Source organism: Sphingomonas sp. GW822-FHT03G08, assembly GCF_058801135.1.
Genome location: NZ_JBXAMZ010000001.1, coordinates 3,202,746 through 3,217,762, shown reverse-complemented (window position 1 = coordinate 3,217,762; position 15,017 = coordinate 3,202,746). Strand labels below are relative to the sequence as shown.

The window sequence follows — 15,017 nt, the reverse complement described above, 5'->3', positions numbered from 1 at the left end:
TTGCCCAATGCGGATTGGGCATTCACTGTCCGGATTGTGCCATTTTGGCCGCATCCCGGCTCCGGGCGCGGCAGCCTGGACCTATTCGCGATCGGGAAGAAAGCCCGTAGTTCCCCGCTCGACCAGCGTGAAATCGACCAGCACATCGTCGTCCCCGGCCGAGTCGCCGCCCGCGAGTCGCGTGACCAGCGCCAGCGTCGCCCGCTCGGCCATCTCGGCGATCGGCTGGCGGATCGTGGTCAGCGGCGGCCAGGACTTCACCGCGATCGGCGTATCGTCGAACCCGGCAATGGCCAGCTTCTCGGGAATGCGCAGGCCACGCCGGTGCGCGAGCGAGATGACCGCGGCGGCCATGTCGTCATTCGCCGCGAAGATCGCGCTCGGCGGGTTGGGAAGCTCGAGCAGCTGCTCGCCGGCATCCAATGCCGATTCGAAGGTGAAGTCGCCATCGACCATCAGCTCGGGCTCTTCGGCCAGCCCGTGCGCGCGCAACGCATCGCGATAGCCCTGGCGCCGGCCCGCCGTGGAGCCGTGGCTCTCCGGGCCGCCGATAAAGCCGATCCGGCGATGCCCCTGCTCGATCAGCAGATTGGTCATCACCTGCGCCGCCGCGCGATCATCGACCCGCACCGTGACCATGCCCGGCATCGGCCGGCCGGCCGCCACCACCGCGACCGGCACGCCGAGCTCGGCCAGGATCGGCCGCCCGGCGACGACTTCCGAATAGGGCGGCGGCAGCAGCAGCGCGTTGGCCCCGCTGCGCACCAGCGCGCGCAGCGATTCGGCCAGCGTCTCATAGTCGGCGGCGTTGCCGCCATGCTGGACCATCAGCTGCGCTCCGCGCGTCGCCGCCGCATGCAGGGTGCCGACAAGCATCGCGCTGAGGAACGCATTCTGGGGATTGGCATAGACCAGCCCGATCCGCGCGGCGCCCGAGCTCGCCAGCGCGCGCGCCGCCGCATTGGGCTTGTAGCCGAGCGCGTCGACCGCCTCGCGCACCCGCTCCCGCGTCGCCTCGCCCATCTTGCCGGTGCCGTTGAGGAAATTCGACACCGTCATCGTCGAGGTGCCGGCACGCTCCGCCACCGCCTGGATTGTTACGCCTGTACTGCCGCGTCGCCGCGCCATCCTGCTCCGTTCCTGATTCCCGGTTGGCATCGCGACCCTGTTTCCGACCTCTGTATCACAACAAGCTAGCCCCGCCACGGTTGACAAAGTTTCCCATTCTAGTTTAGCGCTAAACTTAATCAGAACACATAGAAGGGAGAGTCGCGTGATGGCGAAGATCAGGCTGGGCATGGTGGGCGGCGGCATCGGCTCCTTCATCGGCCCGATGCATCAGCTGGGCGCGCAGCTGAGCGGGCGGTTCGAACTGGTCGCCGGCGCCTTTTCCAGCGATCCCGAGCGCGCGCGCGCAGCAGGAACGAATTATGGCGTGGCGCCCGATCGCTGCTATGCCGGCCACACCGAGATGATCGCCGCGGAAGCTGCCCGCCCCGACGGCATCCAGGTGCTGGCGATCGCCACCCCCAACCATCTCCACCTGCCTGCCGCGCTGGCCGCGATCGAGGCCGGGCTCCATGTGATGTCGGACAAGCCCGCCACCGCGACGCTCGCCGAAGCCGAACAGCTGCGCGACGCGCTCGCCGCCGGCACCAGCCTCTACGCGCTCACCTTCACCTATTCGGGCTTCCCGATCATCCGCGAGGCCCGCGCCCGCATTGCCGCGGGCATGATCGGCGCGGTGCGCAAGGTAGTCGTCACCTTCAACCAGGGCTGGCTGGCGAACGCGCTGGAGCAGGCCGGCAATCCCCGCGCCGCCTGGCGGATGGATCCGTCGCGCTCGGGCGTGGGCGGCTGCATCTCGGACATCGGCACCCATGCCTTCCACCTTGCCGAATATGTCACCGGCGACACGGTCAGCGAGATCGTCGCCGATGTCCGCACGCACGTCCCCGGCCGCGCGCTCGATGACGACGCCAATATCCTGATGCGTTTCGCCGGCGGCGCCTCGGGCGTGCTGGCTTCGTCGCAGGTGGCGGTCGGCGAGCGTCTCGGCTTCACGCTGCAGGTGTTCGGCGAGAAGGGCGCGCTCCACTGGCATGCCGAGGCGCCCGAGACGCTGCGCTTCGTCGCGGCCGACGGCGCGGTGTCGCTGCTCAGCCCGATGTCGCCCGGCCTGCTGGTCCGCGAGCCGCTGCCGCCCGGCTTCGGCGGCTCGATCCTTGCCGGCTTCGCGGTCCAGTATCGCGACTTCGCCAAGGCGATCGACGGCGACACCGCGCTGATCGGCACCGTCCTGCCCGGCATCGAGGACGGCGTGCGCACGATGCGCTTCGTCGAGACGGCGGTGCGGGCCAGTGCCGATCGCGCCGGCTGGACGGCACTCGCATGAGCGCGCCGCTGACCATCGGCTTCTTCGGCGCCGGCCCCGTCACCCAGGCGATCCACCTGCCGACGCTGGCCCGGATGCCCGAGCTGTGGCGGGTCGGAAAGGTGATGGACGTCAACGCAGAGGTGGCAGACATCGTCGCGGCGCGCTGCGGCGCCATCGGTGTCACCGATCCCGCATCGGTGATCGAGGATCCGGCGATCGACGTGGTCGCGATCTGCAGCCCGCATGCCTTCCATGCCGAGCAGCTCGTCGCCGCCGCCCGCGCCGGCAAGCGCGCCGCGCTGGTCGAGAAGCCGCTCGCGGTCAGCCGCGAACAGGCGGAAGAAGTCGGCCGCGTCGTCGCCGAGACCGGCATGACCGTGCTGGTCGGCACGATGCACTGGTATGATCCGGGCTTTCGCGCCGGGCTTGCCGCCTGGGAAGCCGAGGGCCAGCGCGCCACCCGCATCCGCTCGGCGATCTTCGTGCCGCCCAACGCCCAGTTCGTGAACGCAGCGACCGAGGAAGCCTTCCCCTCCCCGCCGCCGCCCGCACCACCCGCCGACCAGCCGCCCGAATTCCAGCGCGAGCGCCTGCGCCAGACCATCCTCGGCCTCGCCATCCACCACGTCCCGCTGATCCGGCGGCTCTATCCGCAGCTCGGCGAAGTGGTGGAGGCGCGCCGCCATCCGCCCTTCGGCTATTCGGTGCTGATGCGGAATGGCGACCAGATCGCCGAGCTGCTCGCAGTGATGCCCGGCCAATGGCCGCCCTCCTGGAGCTTCGAGGCATCGAACGCCGAGCGCCGGCTCCATGTCGATTTCGGCCCGTCCTACATCTCCGCCGGCTCGGGCCGCGCGACGCTCAGCGATGCGCGCGGCAGCTATGGCTTCAGCCATGCCGACAACGGCTATGCGGCGCAGTGGCGCCACCTGCATGACGTGGTGACGCGCGGCGTACCGCTCGACACGCCGTTCGATGTCGCGGTCGAGGATCTCGCCTTCGCGCTCGACCTTGCCGACGCCGCCGCCGAAGTGATGGAGATCGTGTCGTGAAGCAGCTCCATGTGACGCCGGCCGACCAGCAGGCCGTGCTCGCCACCCTGCCCAATCGCTTCGTGATCGATGCGGCGGGCGCGGACGTCCACACTGTCCGCGGCGACGCGCTTCCCGATGCCGGCAACGGCGCGGTGATGATCGTCGCGCCCGGCCTCGCCTCGGCACAAGCGCTGCGCAGCCTGGCCGCCACCGGCCGCCCGATCGGGCTGGCGCTTGCCGCCGCCGCCGCGCTGCCCGAAGCGGCGCGGGACAGCATCCGCGCCCAGGCCGAGGACGTGCCGCTGATCGTCGATGCCGCCGCCGAGACCACCGGGTCGCTTCGCGCCGCCTTGTTCGAGCTGTTGATGCTGCTCGACACGCTCGGCTGCCATGCCGATGGCCTGCGCCTGCTCGCAACCACGCCAAACGAGATCGCGCTGGTGATCGACAGCGCCGGCAGCTGGAACGGCACCCGGGTCAGCGCCCGGCGCAGCTTCCGCACCCGCTATGCGCTGGAAACCGTCTCCCGCACGCTGCGGCGCGAGATCGTCATCAACGACATCGCCGTCTCCACCCCGGCCGAAGTCCGCCTGTTCGACGCCACCGGCACCCGCACCGCGCTCCCGCGCTACGAAGGCGGCCTTCGCGCCTCGTGGCGAGCGCTGCACGTGCGGCTGACCGAAGGCACCGGGGATGGTGGGCAGATCGAGACGGCAATCCGCCTGCTCGGGCTGCTGGATGGCATCGGCGTCTAAGGGAAACCCTGCTCCCCGGCGAAGGCCGGGGCCCAGTTGCCACGTCGTTCGAGAGGTTCGACTGCCCTCTCTAATTGCGCCGAGACTGGGCCCCGGCCTTCGCCGGGGAACAAGGGGGTGAAGCCCCAATGGCTACTTTAGGCCCGATACTGAACGGCCGACTTTGGGTGAGAAGCTGACGTTAGAGCCGTACGAAATGAGATCGCTGCCCGCCGAACGCAACCATCAGCTTGTCCTCGGTGACCTCGAACTCGCTCCTCTGCTCGTCCGGGTGGGATGGCTGATCGGTAATGATTATGTTGCCCTGAACCCGGTAGGTCAGCAGCATAATCTGGTCTTTGTCCGGTAACCTGATTGTGTAGGTGAGCCTGCCGTCGGGATCGAACTGAAGGACAGCGTCGCCAAGCTCTCCAATCGTCGTCGCGTCGGTCGGATCAACAGCCCACCGCCCCGCGAGACCGTGGTTGGCTTCCTTCTGCGACTTCCTCCAAAACACGGCAACTCTCCCCACGCAGCCGTGATTGTAGCGAAGCGGCGAACGTCCGCAACTGGGCCGAGAGCAGACTGCCGGTTTCGGACTTCGACCCAACTGAAGCACCCTACCCCACCGGATACGCCACATAGGCCAGCCATTCCCCATCCGGCGACCAGCTGTTGACGTTGATCGATCCCTGCCCGCCAAAGAAGCGGGCAATCGTCCGCACCGCGCCGCCCTCGGCCGGCATCGTCCGCAGCTCGACCGGCAAATTGGGCGGATGCCCCTCCGTCCCCTCGGGGAAGCTGATATAGGCGATCGTCTCGCCGGCGGGATCGGGATGCGGGAACCAGTCGACCCGATTGCCTTCGCTCCGCCGCTCGATCTCGCTGCCATCGGGCCGCATCCGGAACAGGCTGGCATCGCCGGGCACGCTGGCTTCCAGCTCGCCATTGAACCAGATCCACGCGCCATCGGGCGACCATTCGGGCCCGTCGACCGGCGCCGGTCCTTCGAGCAATTGCCGCGCCGGGCCGCCGGCTTCGGGCACGATCGCGATGCCCCAGTGCAGCGTGTCGCCCGGCCGGATCGTCGCACAGGCGAGCTCGCTGCCATCGGGCGCGATGCCGTGGAGATAATAGGCGAGACCATCCTCCGGACTCACCTGGCGCGGCGTGCCGCCGGTCACCGGCACCGCATGCACCTTGCGCGCGGCCGTGATGTAGAGCGTCCGGCCATCGGGCGAGAGCAGATGGTCGTTGTTGGCATCGTCGATGCCGTGGATCGCGATCGGCTCCAGCTCGGGCGCACCCGCCAGCTTCAGGCGGAACAGATGCCCTCCGCCATTGACGATCAGCGCGCTGCCATCGGGCGTCCAGTTCGGCGCTTCGAGCAGCCGGTCAGCCTCCAGCACCAGCCGGTCCTCGCTGCCGTCGCGGTTTATGATCCGCACCTGCGATACCTGCCCCGGCAGCAGCGGGCGGAACGGTCCGTGCGCGGGATTGGCCCCCGGGGGCGCCTTGGAAATCGTCGTCATGTGCGTGCCTCTCCGCTATTTGACATTGATCGGGACCTGGTAGATTTAGCGCTAAATTAAATCATAATCGGAGAGCGGGCAATGGAGCTGGAAGCAATCGACCGCGAGGAGCAATCACTCCTGCTGCAGCGCTTCGACGCCGACGACGCCTGGTGGCTCGGCTGCCATCTGCGCAAGCGCGGGGCGGCAGCCAGTGCCCCGATCGCGATCGAGATCCGCCGCGCCGGCACAAAGCTGTTCAGCGCGCTGCTGCCCGGCGCCACGGCCGACAATCTCGGCTGGATCGACCGCAAGATCGCGCTGGTGATGCGCTTCGAGCGTTCCAGCTATGCGATGCGCCTGAAGTTCGATGCCGCGCCGCCGGGCGCTTTCGATCGCTTCGGCCTGAACCTTGGCACCCATGTCGCCGCCGGCGGGGCGGTGCCGATCCGGATCGCCGGCACCGGGGTGATCGGCGCGGTCGCGATCAGCGGCCTCGCCCAGGAGGAGGATCATCGCTACGCCGTCGACGCGCTCGCCGCATTGAAGGCGCACCAGGAGGCCCAGGCATGAGCGCCGCACCCGTGCGCTGGGGCATCCTCGGCCCCGGCAACATCGCCCGCGACTTCCTGGCAGGTGCCGCGGGCTCGACCACCGGGACGATCGCCGCGCTCGGCACCCGCAACCCGAACCGGCCCGAGCTCGCCGCGCATTTCCCCGGCATCCGCACCGTCACCGGCTATGAGGCGCTGATCGCCGATCCGGGGATCGACGCGATCTATATCGCCACCCCACACAGCCATCACGCGCACTGGGCAATCGCCGCCGCGCAGGCCGGCAAGCATGTGCTGTGCGAGAAGCCGATGGGCGTCTGCGCCGCCGAGACCGAAGCGATGTTCCTCGCCGCCCGTACCGCGGGCACCTTCCTCGGCGAAGCCTTCATGTACCGCTTCCACCCGCTTGCCACCCGCATCGCCGAACTGATCCGTGCCGACGCGATCGGCGCGATCCGGATGATCCGCTCGAGCTTCGGCTTCGCGGTGCCCGAGGAAGCGCGGGCCGGCCACCGGCTGTTCAAGCCCGAGCTCGGCGGCGGCGCGATCCTCGACCTGGCCGGCTATCCGGTATCGATGGCCGGGCTGATCGCCGGTGCCCGGACCGGCGGTGCCATCCCGATGCCCAATATGATCCGGGCAATCGGCCATATCGGCCCGAGCGGTGTCGATGAATGGACCTCGGCGCTGCTCCGCTTCCCCGGCGGGATCACCGCCGATCTCTCCTGTTCGATCAGCGTGCGCCAGGAGAATGTGCTGCATGTGATGGGTACCACCGGCCGGCTCGAGGTCGATCAGTTCTGGTTCGCCGGCGGCAAGACCGGTGGGGTGAACACCATGCGCCTGATCCGCCCGGACGGCAGCCGCGAGGACTTTGCGGTCGAGGAACCGCGCCACCTCTACAGCTTCCAGTTCGAAGCCGCGAACCGGGCGATCCGGTCGGGCAGCCGCGAGTTCGCCCAGCCCGGCCTCGACGCGGCGGACAGCATCACCACTGCCCGCATCGTCGATCGCTGGCTGGCCGAGATCAGAGCGTAACGCGCGTCTCGATCAGCTGGTCGGACGCACCGCCGACCAGCACGCGATAGTCGCCTGCCTCCAGCCGCCAGCCATGCGTCGCCGGATCGCGCCAGCAGAGACTCTCGAGGCTGACGAATAGCTGCACGATCCCGGTCTCGCCCGGCGCCAGCGCGACACGGTCGAAGGCGCGGAGCAGCTTGAGAGGCTGCTCGGCGTCGATGCCCGGTGCGCCGATATAGCATTGCACGACTTCCTCGGCGGCCATCTCGCCGTCATTGCGCACCGCGACCGAAACTTCGATCGCACCATCCACCGCACGCGCGGTAAGCCCACGATAGGCGAAGCGCGCATAGGACAGGCCATGGCCGAAGGCGTAGCGCGGCGTCACCTGGTCGCGGTCGAGCTTGGTATAGCCGTGCCAGCGGTCATACTCGATCGCATCGGCATCGCGGTCGAAGAACGGATAGTCCCCCGCATCGCGCGCCACGGTGAAGGGCAGCTTGCCCGAGGGGCTGACCTCGCCGAACAACAGGCTGGCCAGCGCATGACCGCCTTCCATGCCGGCATAGAAGCTCATCAGGATCGCGCTGGCATCCTCGCGCCATTCCTCGACCAGTACGGCCGAGCCGACGACCAACACGACGACCACCGGCTTGCCGCTCGCCGCCGCCGCGCGGATCAGCGCGACCTGCGCTTCGGGCAGGCCCAGCGACAACCGGTCGCCGCCGATCGGCTCCTTCGAGATGCTCGGACGGCCCGGCTTGCCATCGGCGCCGAGCGCGATGTCGCCGATGATGTACTCGCCTTCTTCCTTGGCAGTGAAGCCGGCGACCACGACCACGGCATCGGCCTCGCGCGCCAGCTGCGTCGCGGCACCCAGGTCCTCGCCGCTGGCATAGGCCACGGCATCGTCACCAAGCAGCGCGCGCAGGCCCTGGAGCGGGGTGATGACATAGGGCGTGCGCACCCGGCTCGATCCGTTGTCGCCGGTATTCTCCATATCGGCGAGGCTACCCAGCACCGCGAGCTTGCGCACCTTGGCGCGATCGAGCGGCAGGGTCCCGTCATTCTCGAGCAGCACCGCGCATTTCTCGGCCACTTCGCGGGCCAGCGCACGATGGCTGTCCTGCGCGATCAGGTCCTTCGAGTAATCCTCCAGCGGGTCTTCCTGCGCGGCGAAGCGGAACTGGGTGGTGAGGATGCGGCGGCATGCCTGGTCGATCACCTCGGGCTCGATCGTCCCGGCCTCGACCGCGGCGACCAGCTTCTCGCCGAACACAAGCGGCTCGGGATTCTCCACGTCGAGCCCGGCGGCGGCGCCGTACACCTTGTGGACGCCGCGCACCCAGTCCGAATGGACGAACCCTTCAAAGCCCCATTCGCCGCGCAGCACATCGGTCAGCAGCGCGCGGCTCTGGCCGCAGAACTCGCCATTCACCTTGTTGTATGCGGTCATCACCGTCGCCACGCCGGCGTCGAGGCAATGCCTGAAGTGCGGCAGATAGACTTCGTGCATCGCGCGCTCGTCGGCGGTCACGTTCACCTTGAAGCGTGCGTTTTCCATGGAGTTCAGCGCGAAATGCTTCACCGTGGCGATCACGTTATGCGCCTGGATGCCGGTGCCCATCGCAGCGCCCATCACGCCGAGATGCCAGGGATCCTCGCCATAGGTCTCCTGCGCGCGGCCCCAGGCGGGGTGGCGCAGCAGGTTGATGCAGACCGCGCCCGAGAAGCTGCAATCCTGCGCGCGCGCCTCCACGCCCATCACTTCGCCGACGCGCCGCTCCAGCGCCGCATCGAAGGTGGCGCCGCGCGCCATGGTGCAGGGGAAGCAGGTGGAGCCGACCCGGGTGACGCCACGCGGACCATCGGTGAACATCAGCGGCGGGATGCCCAGCCGCTCGGCGCCGCCGCCGGCGCGATAGGGCCGCGCGCCCCAGATCCGATCGTCCTCGGCGAGCGCATCGAAGAAGCCCTTGCCGGACATCATCGTGACCTTCTCGTCGAGGGTCAGCTCGGCGAGCACCCGCGTCACCAGTGCATCGATTTCCTGCGCGCTGGCGCCCTTGGCCGGCATCCAGCCCGATTTTGCGCCTGCTTCTTCCGAAATCGATCCCGTGACCACGCGCGCCCTCTCCATTCTGCTTGTCGCCGCCCTGGATTCCCAAAGCAGAATTAGCGCTAAAGCATACAAGCAAGAGCTTGGAAAGATTGAAAGCGAAGATTCGGGGGTGGGCGAGCCTTGCAATGTAGGATTTCGCCTGCTCGGCTTGCGCGGCCGACCCGGGGTCAGCCGCTCCTTGAAGCTGCAGGAAAGATAGGATCCGCCGCGCGCAACGATCGTGCGGGATGCGGCGCGTTCCCGTAGACAAGGTCAAAATTGCGGGCCGGAAAACCCGCTCCTGGCCTGTACTTCGTGTACTTTGGCGAGTCGCCGTCGCCCGGGATGTTGGATCACGCCGTCCAGGCGGCGATGTCCGGCTCCTGCCCGATCAGCGCCAGGCCATGCGCGATCGAGGTGAGCTCGCCGCCCGTCGCCAGCTTCTCGGTGCCGAAGCGCTCGGCGAACAGCCGGCGGACACGCGGGGTCAGCGAGGTGCCGCCGGTCAGGAACACCCGGTCGATCGCCTGGGGCTCGGTGCCGGCCATGGTCAGCGCGCGGTCCACCGCCGCTTCGATCCGGGCGATATCGGGCGCGATCCAGTCCTCGAACTCGGCGCGGGTCACATCGGCCTCGATCGCCAGCTCACCGCCCTCGAAATGGAAGTGCGCCGCCTCGTCCGAGGAGAGCGCCCGCTTGAGCGCGCCGATCGCGTGGTAGAGCTGATAGCCAAGCTCGCCTTCGATCACCGCGATCATCCGCCCGATCGCCTCGGGATCGAGCGCGGCGCGCTTGAGCTTCTCGAGCTCGGCCAGCGTCTTGCGGTTGCGCATCAGCGCGAGGCGCGACCAGTCCGAAAAGTCGGTGAACCAGCCGCCGGGGATGTCGAGGACCTTGTCGAACGAGCGATAGCTGCCGCCCTTGCCGAGCAGCGGCAGCACCAGATGCTCGACGATGCGCTGGTCGAACCGGTCTCCGGCGATGCCGACGCCGGCATGGGCCAGCGGCACGCAGCGCCGCGCCGCGCCCGGTGCCTCGATCCGCACCACCGAGAAATCGCTGGTGCCGCCGCCGAAATCGGCGACCAGCACCGTCGCCGGCTCCTCGATCCGCGAGGCATAGCTGAACGCGGCGCCCAGCGGCTCATAGACATAATGGATCTCGGCCCCGAAGCCCGCGAACATCATGTCATAGCGCTGGCGGGCCAGCGCGTCGTCGGGCCGGCTGCCGGCATATTCGACCGGCCGGCCGACCACGACGCGGCGTGCGCCGCCGTCCAGCGCGCCGCCCGCCCGTGCCGCCATCAGCCCGAGAAAGGTGCGGCCCAGCTCCTCGAAGCGCAGGCGCTTTTCGAAGACGATCGCATGCTCGAAACTCGCGCTCGCCGCGACCGACTTGAACGACTGGAGGAAGCGGCTGCCCTCCGGGAACTCGAGATATTCGGCGATCGCCCAGGGGCCGGCAGCCACCGCCAGCCCGCCGCGCACATCCTCGTCCTGCCAGAAGCACAGGGCCGATCGGAACACCGGATCGGCACGCTCCGGCCCGGCAAGCTGGACCAGCTCGGAGCGGCCATCGACAGCGAGCGCCGCGACGGAATTGGTGGTGCCGAAATCGAAGCCAAGGGCGGGAAGCTGAGTCATGGTCGGGCGCCTCTATCGCCCTGCACACTATCTGCACAGCCTCTCCACCGGCTTCGGCATCCGGGCTGGACGGCGATGCGCGATCAGCACCCCCGAACCTGGGAGACCCGCATGGCGCATCGTTACCTTTTCCTGCTCAAGATCCCCGCCGCGATCCTGCTGATCGTCGCCGCCGACCAGCTGCTGCTGAACGGCGAGATGGGATCCTGGTTCGGCGGGCTGGCGCTCGGCTGGATCGGCCTGCTGCTCGCCGTCCGCCCGGCGCTGCGCCGCCCCGCGAGCCTGATCGCCCTGGCAATCGCGGCCGGCTTCGCGCTGGTGCTGGCCTATGATCCGTGGCCGCTCGGCTGGGCATTGTTCTGGAGCGCGCTGTCGATCGCCGCGCTGATGCCGCGAATCGGGCGGTTCGACGATGCCGGACGCTGGGGCCTGCGCCTGCTCGCGCATGGATTGAGCGGCCCGCTTACCCCGTTGCTCGACCTGGCCCGCCTGTCGCGCCGGCGCCCGCAGCGCGGCGGGCGCACTCCGTCGAACCTGCTGACGTTGCTCGTCCTACCGCTGGCGATGACCGGGCTGTTCGTCGCGCTGTTCGCCAGCGCCAATCCGATCATCGCCGAGACGCTCGGCCAGGTCCGCCTGCCCTGGTTCGGGGAGGTTCTCTTCTGGGGCATGACTTTGGTGGTGGTCTGGCCCAGCCTGCGTCCCGCGCGCTGGGCAACCCGCATCGCCACGCTGCTGCCGCGCGCCGAGATGCCGCTGCCGAGCATTCCCGCCGCGTCGCTGCTCCTGTCGCTGCTCCTCTTCAACCTGGTATTCGCGGTCCAGAACGGGCTCGATCTCGCCTTCCTGTGGAGCGGCGCGGCGCTGCCCAAGGGTATGACGCTGGCCGACTATGCCCATCGCGGCGCCTATCCGCTGATCGCCACGGCCCTGCTCGCCGGGCTGTTCGTACTGATCGCGCTGCGGCCCGGCTCGGCGAGCGCCGCCAACCCCGCGATCCGGCGGCTGGTGGTGCTGTGGGTAGCGCAGAACCTGCTGCTCGTCGCCTCGTCGATCCTGCGCACGCTCGACTATGTCGAGGCCTATTCGCTCACTGCTTTCCGCATCGCCGCGCTGGCCTGGATGGGGCTGGTGGCGATCGGGCTGGCGCTGATCTGCTGGCGGATGCTTGCGGGCAAGAGCGCCGCCTGGCTGATCAACGCCAATGCGCTGATGGCCGTACTGGTGCTGAGTGCCGCGAGCGTCGTCGATCTCGACGCGAGTGCGGCCGCCTGGAATGTCCGCCATGCCCGCGAAGTCGGCGGACGCGGGGTGGAACTGGACCTCTGCTACCTGTCGCGCAGCGGTTCCTCGTCGCTGGTTTCGCTGGTCGAGCTCGAGCGCCGCCCGCTCCAGCCCGGCTTCCGCGACCGGGTGCGCTTCGTCCGCGACCTTCAATTCCGGATGCTCGCCGACGCCCAAGCCGACTGGCGCAGCTGGACCTGGCGCGGTGCCCAGCGGCTGGCCACTGCCCGCCACATGCTCGGCGCCAACCCGCCCAAGCCCGCAGCCCTGCCGCCCGGCGCCTTCCGCGATTGCGACGGCTCGATTCAGCTGCCGGCCCCGCCGAGCCAACCCGAACCCGCTCCGACAACCGCTGCCAGCGCGGCGGAGGCAGCGGCCCAGGCGACCGAGGCCGCGGTCGCCAACGCCACGGCCAATGCCACTCCGCCATTGACCGGAGCAGCGTCGCGATGATCCAATGCCCCATGCCCCGCACCATCCTTGTCGCCGATGACGATCCCCATATCCGCCAGCTGCTCGTCTTCGCCCTCGCCAAGGCCGGGCTCGAGACGCTCGAGGCAGCCGATGGCGAGGAGGCGCTGAAGATCGCCGAGACCCAGGCGCCCGATCTGATCGTGCTCGACATAAACATGCCGCGCATGGATGGGCTGGAGGTCTGCCGCCGCCTGCGCGCCGAGGGCGGGCTGCCGATCCTGTTCCTCTCCTCCCGCGACGACGAGATCGACCGGATCATCGGCATCGAGCTGGGCGCGGACGATTATGTCACCAAGCCCTTCTCCCCTCGCGAAGTGGTTGCCCGGGTGATGGCGGTGCTCCGTCGCACCGCCGCCCACGCGCCCGATGTCGATCGCGCCGCCCCGCCGATCCGCCATGGCAGGCTGGCCCTCGATACCGAGAGCTGGGAAGCGCGCTGGGCAGGCGCGCCGGTGCCGCTTACCGTCACCGAGTTCGGCATTCTCCGCACCTTGGCGGGCATGCCCTCCAAGGTGTTCAGCCGCGACGCGCTGATCGACCGGCTGCGCGGCCCCGGCTTCGCGCTGACCGACCGTACGATCGACAGCCATATCCGCAACATGCGCGCCAAGTTCGCCCAGGCGGGCGCGCAGGACCTGATCGAGACGCGCCCCGGCATCGGCTATCGCATCGGCGCATGTTCGGAAGGCTGACCGAAGCGATCAAGGCGCCGATCCGGCGCTTCTGGCCGCGGCTGAGGCTGCGGACGATCCTGCTCGTCACCTTCGTGTTCGTGGCGGCTCTGCCCGGCGTCGGCGCGCTGTTCCTGCGCGTCTACGAGAACACGCTGGTCCGCCAGACCGAGGCGGAGCTGATCGCGCAAGGGACGGCCCTGGCGGCAGTTGCCAGCGCCGAATGGCCGGGATCGAGCGGCCCCGAGCTGATCCGCGAGCCGCCGCGCGCCTCGCGCGGGATGGCGGGCGGGCCGCTCTCGACCATCGACCTGGGCAACGCCCCTGGCCCCGAGCGTCCCGAACCGGTGGCCGTGCCCGGCAGCGCCAACCCCGATGCGCTCGCCGCCGCCGCCCGGCTCGCACCGCTGGTAGAGACGACGGCGGACGGCACGCTCGCCTCGATCCTGCTGCTCGCCCCCGATGGCCGCATCCTGATCGGCAAGGATGCGGGCAAGAGCCTGGCCGGCCTGCCCGAGCTGGCCTCGGCGCGTGCCGGCCACCCCCAAACGATGCTGCGCCGGCGCGGCGACTATCGTCCCGAATATGCCTTTGAATGGCTGAGCCGCGCCTCGGGCCTGCGCATCCACCATGCCCGGCCGGTGCTGGTGAACGGCAAGATGGTCGCGGTATTGCTGCTCTCCCGCTCACCACGCGCGCTGTTCCGCGGCCTTTACGAGGATCGCGGCAAGATCCTGTTCGGCATCGGCGCGATCTTCGCGACCCTGGTGGTATTGAGCGGCCTGCTCTCGCGCGGCATCGCGCGGCCGATCGAGATATTGAGCCAGGCGACCCGCGACGTGGCGCGCGGCGGCGGCACCGTGCCCGAGGCGCCGCGTACCGCCGCGATCGAGATCCAGGCGCTCTACAGCGATTTCGCGACGATGGCGGACGCCATCGACCGGCGTTCGCGCTATCTGCGCGACTTCGCCCATGCGGTGAGCCACGAGTTCAAGACTCCGCTCGCCGGCATTCGCGGCGCGATCGAGATCCTCGAAGACCATCATGCCGACATGGACGAGGCGGACCGCCGCCGCTTCCTCGCCAATGCCGGCGCCGATGCGGATCGCCTGGCCCAGCTGGTCACTCGCTTGCTGGAACTGGCGCGGGCGGACATGGCCGAGGCCGATGCGGACGCCGCCACCGATGTCGCCCTGCCGCTGCGCCGGATCGCCGATGCCTGGACGGATCGCGGACTGGCGATCACGCTCGACCTGCCCGAGGCCCTGCCCCGCGCGGCGCTACCCAGCACCATGCTGGAGGCGATCGTCGAGAGTCTGGTCGAGAACAGCCGCCAGGCCGGCGCAACTCGGGTTCGGATGGCGGCGATGCAGGCGGCTGGCGAGATCCTGCTGACCATCGCCGATGACGGCCCCGGCATTCCCGAGGCCGATCGCGCGCGCATCTTCGAGCCCTTCTTCACCAGCCGCCGCGCCACCGGGGGTACCGGCCTGGGCCTGCCGATCGCGCGCTCGCTGCTCGCCTCGCATGGCGGCACGATCGCGCTGGGAACGGCGGAAACCGGGACGTGTTTCGAAATTCGCGTGCCGGCCGTCTAGATCTGCCCGACCGATT

The 15,017-nt window shown here is 69.1% G+C and carries 13 protein-coding genes; 8 read left to right on the top strand and 5 right to left on the bottom strand.

The features are described 5' to 3' along the window. Nucleotides 1–81: 81 nt before the first annotated feature. Complete coding sequence (locus AC1RJ5_RS15005; RefSeq protein ID WP_269573191.1) at nt 82–1,128, bottom strand: LacI family DNA-binding transcriptional regulator; 1,047 nt, start codon at nt 1,126–1,128, stop codon at nt 82–84. A gap of 148 nt (nt 1,129–1,276) precedes the next feature. On the opposite strand from AC1RJ5_RS15005, the gene AC1RJ5_RS15000 reads away from it, so the two are divergent. From AC1RJ5_RS15000 to AC1RJ5_RS14990, 3 genes are read left to right on the top strand one after another with little or no spacing between them, the layout of a single operon-like run. Next, nucleotides 1,277–2,395 carry a Gfo/Idh/MocA family protein gene (locus AC1RJ5_RS15000; RefSeq protein WP_493114061.1) on the top strand — a complete coding sequence of 373 codons (1,119 nt, stop codon included), beginning with the start codon at nt 1,277–1,279 and terminating at the stop codon, nt 2,393–2,395. Then, a complete protein-coding gene (locus AC1RJ5_RS14995) occupies nt 2,392–3,429 on the top strand; it encodes a Gfo/Idh/MocA family protein (RefSeq protein ID WP_493114059.1) in 1,038 nt (345 codons plus the stop codon). Before AC1RJ5_RS15000 ends, AC1RJ5_RS14995 begins: the two co-directional genes overlap by 4 nt. Further along, nucleotides 3,426–4,166: a hypothetical protein gene (locus AC1RJ5_RS14990; protein WP_493114057.1), complete on the top strand. Its 741-nt coding sequence runs from the start codon at nt 3,426–3,428 to the stop codon at nt 4,164–4,166. The genes AC1RJ5_RS14995 and AC1RJ5_RS14990 overlap by 4 nt, the downstream gene beginning before the upstream one ends. A gap of 181 nt (nt 4,167–4,347) precedes the next feature. Here AC1RJ5_RS14990 and AC1RJ5_RS14985 read toward each other — a convergent pair whose 3' ends face one another. Together AC1RJ5_RS14985 and AC1RJ5_RS14980 are read right to left on the bottom strand one after the other, a co-directional pair. Continuing rightward, on the bottom strand, nt 4,348–4,677 hold the full coding sequence (locus AC1RJ5_RS14985) for a hypothetical protein (RefSeq protein ID WP_493114055.1): 330 nt from the start codon (nt 4,675–4,677) through the stop codon (nt 4,348–4,350). Between the two features lie 88 nt (nt 4,678–4,765). Beyond that, nucleotides 4,766–5,677 (bottom strand): TolB family protein, encoded by a 912-nt coding sequence (locus AC1RJ5_RS14980; RefSeq protein ID WP_342248681.1) that lies wholly within the window; start codon nt 5,675–5,677, stop codon nt 4,766–4,768. An 81-nt stretch (nt 5,678–5,758) separates the two neighbouring features. Here AC1RJ5_RS14980 and AC1RJ5_RS14975 point away from each other — a divergent pair, with 81 nt between their 5' ends. Continuing rightward, nucleotides 5,759–6,229, top strand: coding sequence for a heme-degrading domain-containing protein (locus tag AC1RJ5_RS14975; protein WP_342248682.1), 471 nt, complete (start codon nt 5,759–5,761; stop codon nt 6,227–6,229). After that, entirely contained in the window at nt 6,226–7,248 is a 1,023-nt protein-coding gene (locus tag AC1RJ5_RS14970; RefSeq protein WP_493114052.1) for a Gfo/Idh/MocA family protein, read from the top strand. The genes AC1RJ5_RS14975 and AC1RJ5_RS14970 overlap by 4 nt, the downstream gene beginning before the upstream one ends. On the opposite strand, the gene AC1RJ5_RS14965 is transcribed toward AC1RJ5_RS14970, so the two are convergent. Both AC1RJ5_RS14965 and AC1RJ5_RS14960 read right to left on the bottom strand, forming a co-directional pair. Then, nucleotides 7,238–9,307: a beta-glucosidase gene (locus AC1RJ5_RS14965; RefSeq protein WP_493114051.1), complete on the bottom strand. Its 2,070-nt coding sequence runs from the start codon at nt 9,305–9,307 to the stop codon at nt 7,238–7,240. The genes AC1RJ5_RS14970 and AC1RJ5_RS14965 overlap by 11 nt on opposite strands. 377 nt (nt 9,308–9,684) lie before the next feature. Further along, a complete protein-coding gene (locus AC1RJ5_RS14960; RefSeq protein WP_493114050.1) occupies nt 9,685–10,974 on the bottom strand; it encodes an Hsp70 family protein in 1,290 nt (429 codons plus the stop codon). A 111-nt stretch (nt 10,975–11,085) separates the two neighbouring features. Here AC1RJ5_RS14960 and AC1RJ5_RS14955 point away from each other — a divergent pair, with 111 nt between their 5' ends. From AC1RJ5_RS14955 to AC1RJ5_RS14945, 3 genes are read left to right on the top strand one after another with little or no spacing between them, the layout of a single operon-like run. Further along, nucleotides 11,086–12,711, top strand: a complete 1,626-nt coding sequence (locus AC1RJ5_RS14955) for a DUF4153 domain-containing protein (protein WP_493114048.1) — start codon at nt 11,086–11,088, stop codon at nt 12,709–12,711. Between the two features lie 11 nt (nt 12,712–12,722). Next, complete coding sequence (locus AC1RJ5_RS14950; protein ID WP_269573201.1) at nt 12,723–13,424, top strand: response regulator transcription factor; 702 nt, start codon at nt 12,723–12,725, stop codon at nt 13,422–13,424. Continuing rightward, nucleotides 13,409–15,001 (top strand): sensor histidine kinase, encoded by a 1,593-nt coding sequence (locus AC1RJ5_RS14945; RefSeq protein ID WP_493114045.1) that lies wholly within the window; start codon nt 13,409–13,411, stop codon nt 14,999–15,001. Before AC1RJ5_RS14950 ends, AC1RJ5_RS14945 begins: the two co-directional genes overlap by 16 nt. Nucleotides 15,002–15,017 lie beyond the last annotated feature (16 nt).

What these genes read in the sequence shown, in the direction of transcription:
- AC1RJ5_RS14975 (WP_342248682.1), top strand. Translation starts at nt 5,759, where the DNA reads ATGGAGCTGGAAGCAATCGACCGCGAGGAGCAATCACTCCTGCTGCAG.
- AC1RJ5_RS15005 (WP_269573191.1), bottom strand. Translation starts at nt 1,128, where the DNA reads ATGGCGCGGCGACGCGGCAGTACAGGCGTAACAATCCAGGCGGTGGCG.
- AC1RJ5_RS14970 (WP_493114052.1), top strand. Translation starts at nt 6,226, where the DNA reads ATGAGCGCCGCACCCGTGCGCTGGGGCATCCTCGGCCCCGGCAACATC.
- AC1RJ5_RS15000 (WP_493114061.1), top strand. Translation starts at nt 1,277, where the DNA reads ATGGCGAAGATCAGGCTGGGCATGGTGGGCGGCGGCATCGGCTCCTTC.
- AC1RJ5_RS14995 (WP_493114059.1), top strand. Translation starts at nt 2,392, where the DNA reads ATGAGCGCGCCGCTGACCATCGGCTTCTTCGGCGCCGGCCCCGTCACC.
- AC1RJ5_RS14960 (WP_493114050.1), bottom strand. Translation starts at nt 10,974, where the DNA reads ATGACTCAGCTTCCCGCCCTTGGCTTCGATTTCGGCACCACCAATTCC.
- AC1RJ5_RS14980 (WP_342248681.1), bottom strand. Translation starts at nt 5,677, where the DNA reads ATGACGACGATTTCCAAGGCGCCCCCGGGGGCCAATCCCGCGCACGGA.
- AC1RJ5_RS14965 (WP_493114051.1), bottom strand. Translation starts at nt 9,307, where the DNA reads ATGCCGGCCAAGGGCGCCAGCGCGCAGGAAATCGATGCACTGGTGACG.
- AC1RJ5_RS14945 (WP_493114045.1), top strand. Translation starts at nt 13,409, where the DNA reads ATGTTCGGAAGGCTGACCGAAGCGATCAAGGCGCCGATCCGGCGCTTC.
- AC1RJ5_RS14955 (WP_493114048.1), top strand. Translation starts at nt 11,086, where the DNA reads ATGGCGCATCGTTACCTTTTCCTGCTCAAGATCCCCGCCGCGATCCTG.
- AC1RJ5_RS14950 (WP_269573201.1), top strand. Translation starts at nt 12,723, where the DNA reads ATGCCCCGCACCATCCTTGTCGCCGATGACGATCCCCATATCCGCCAG.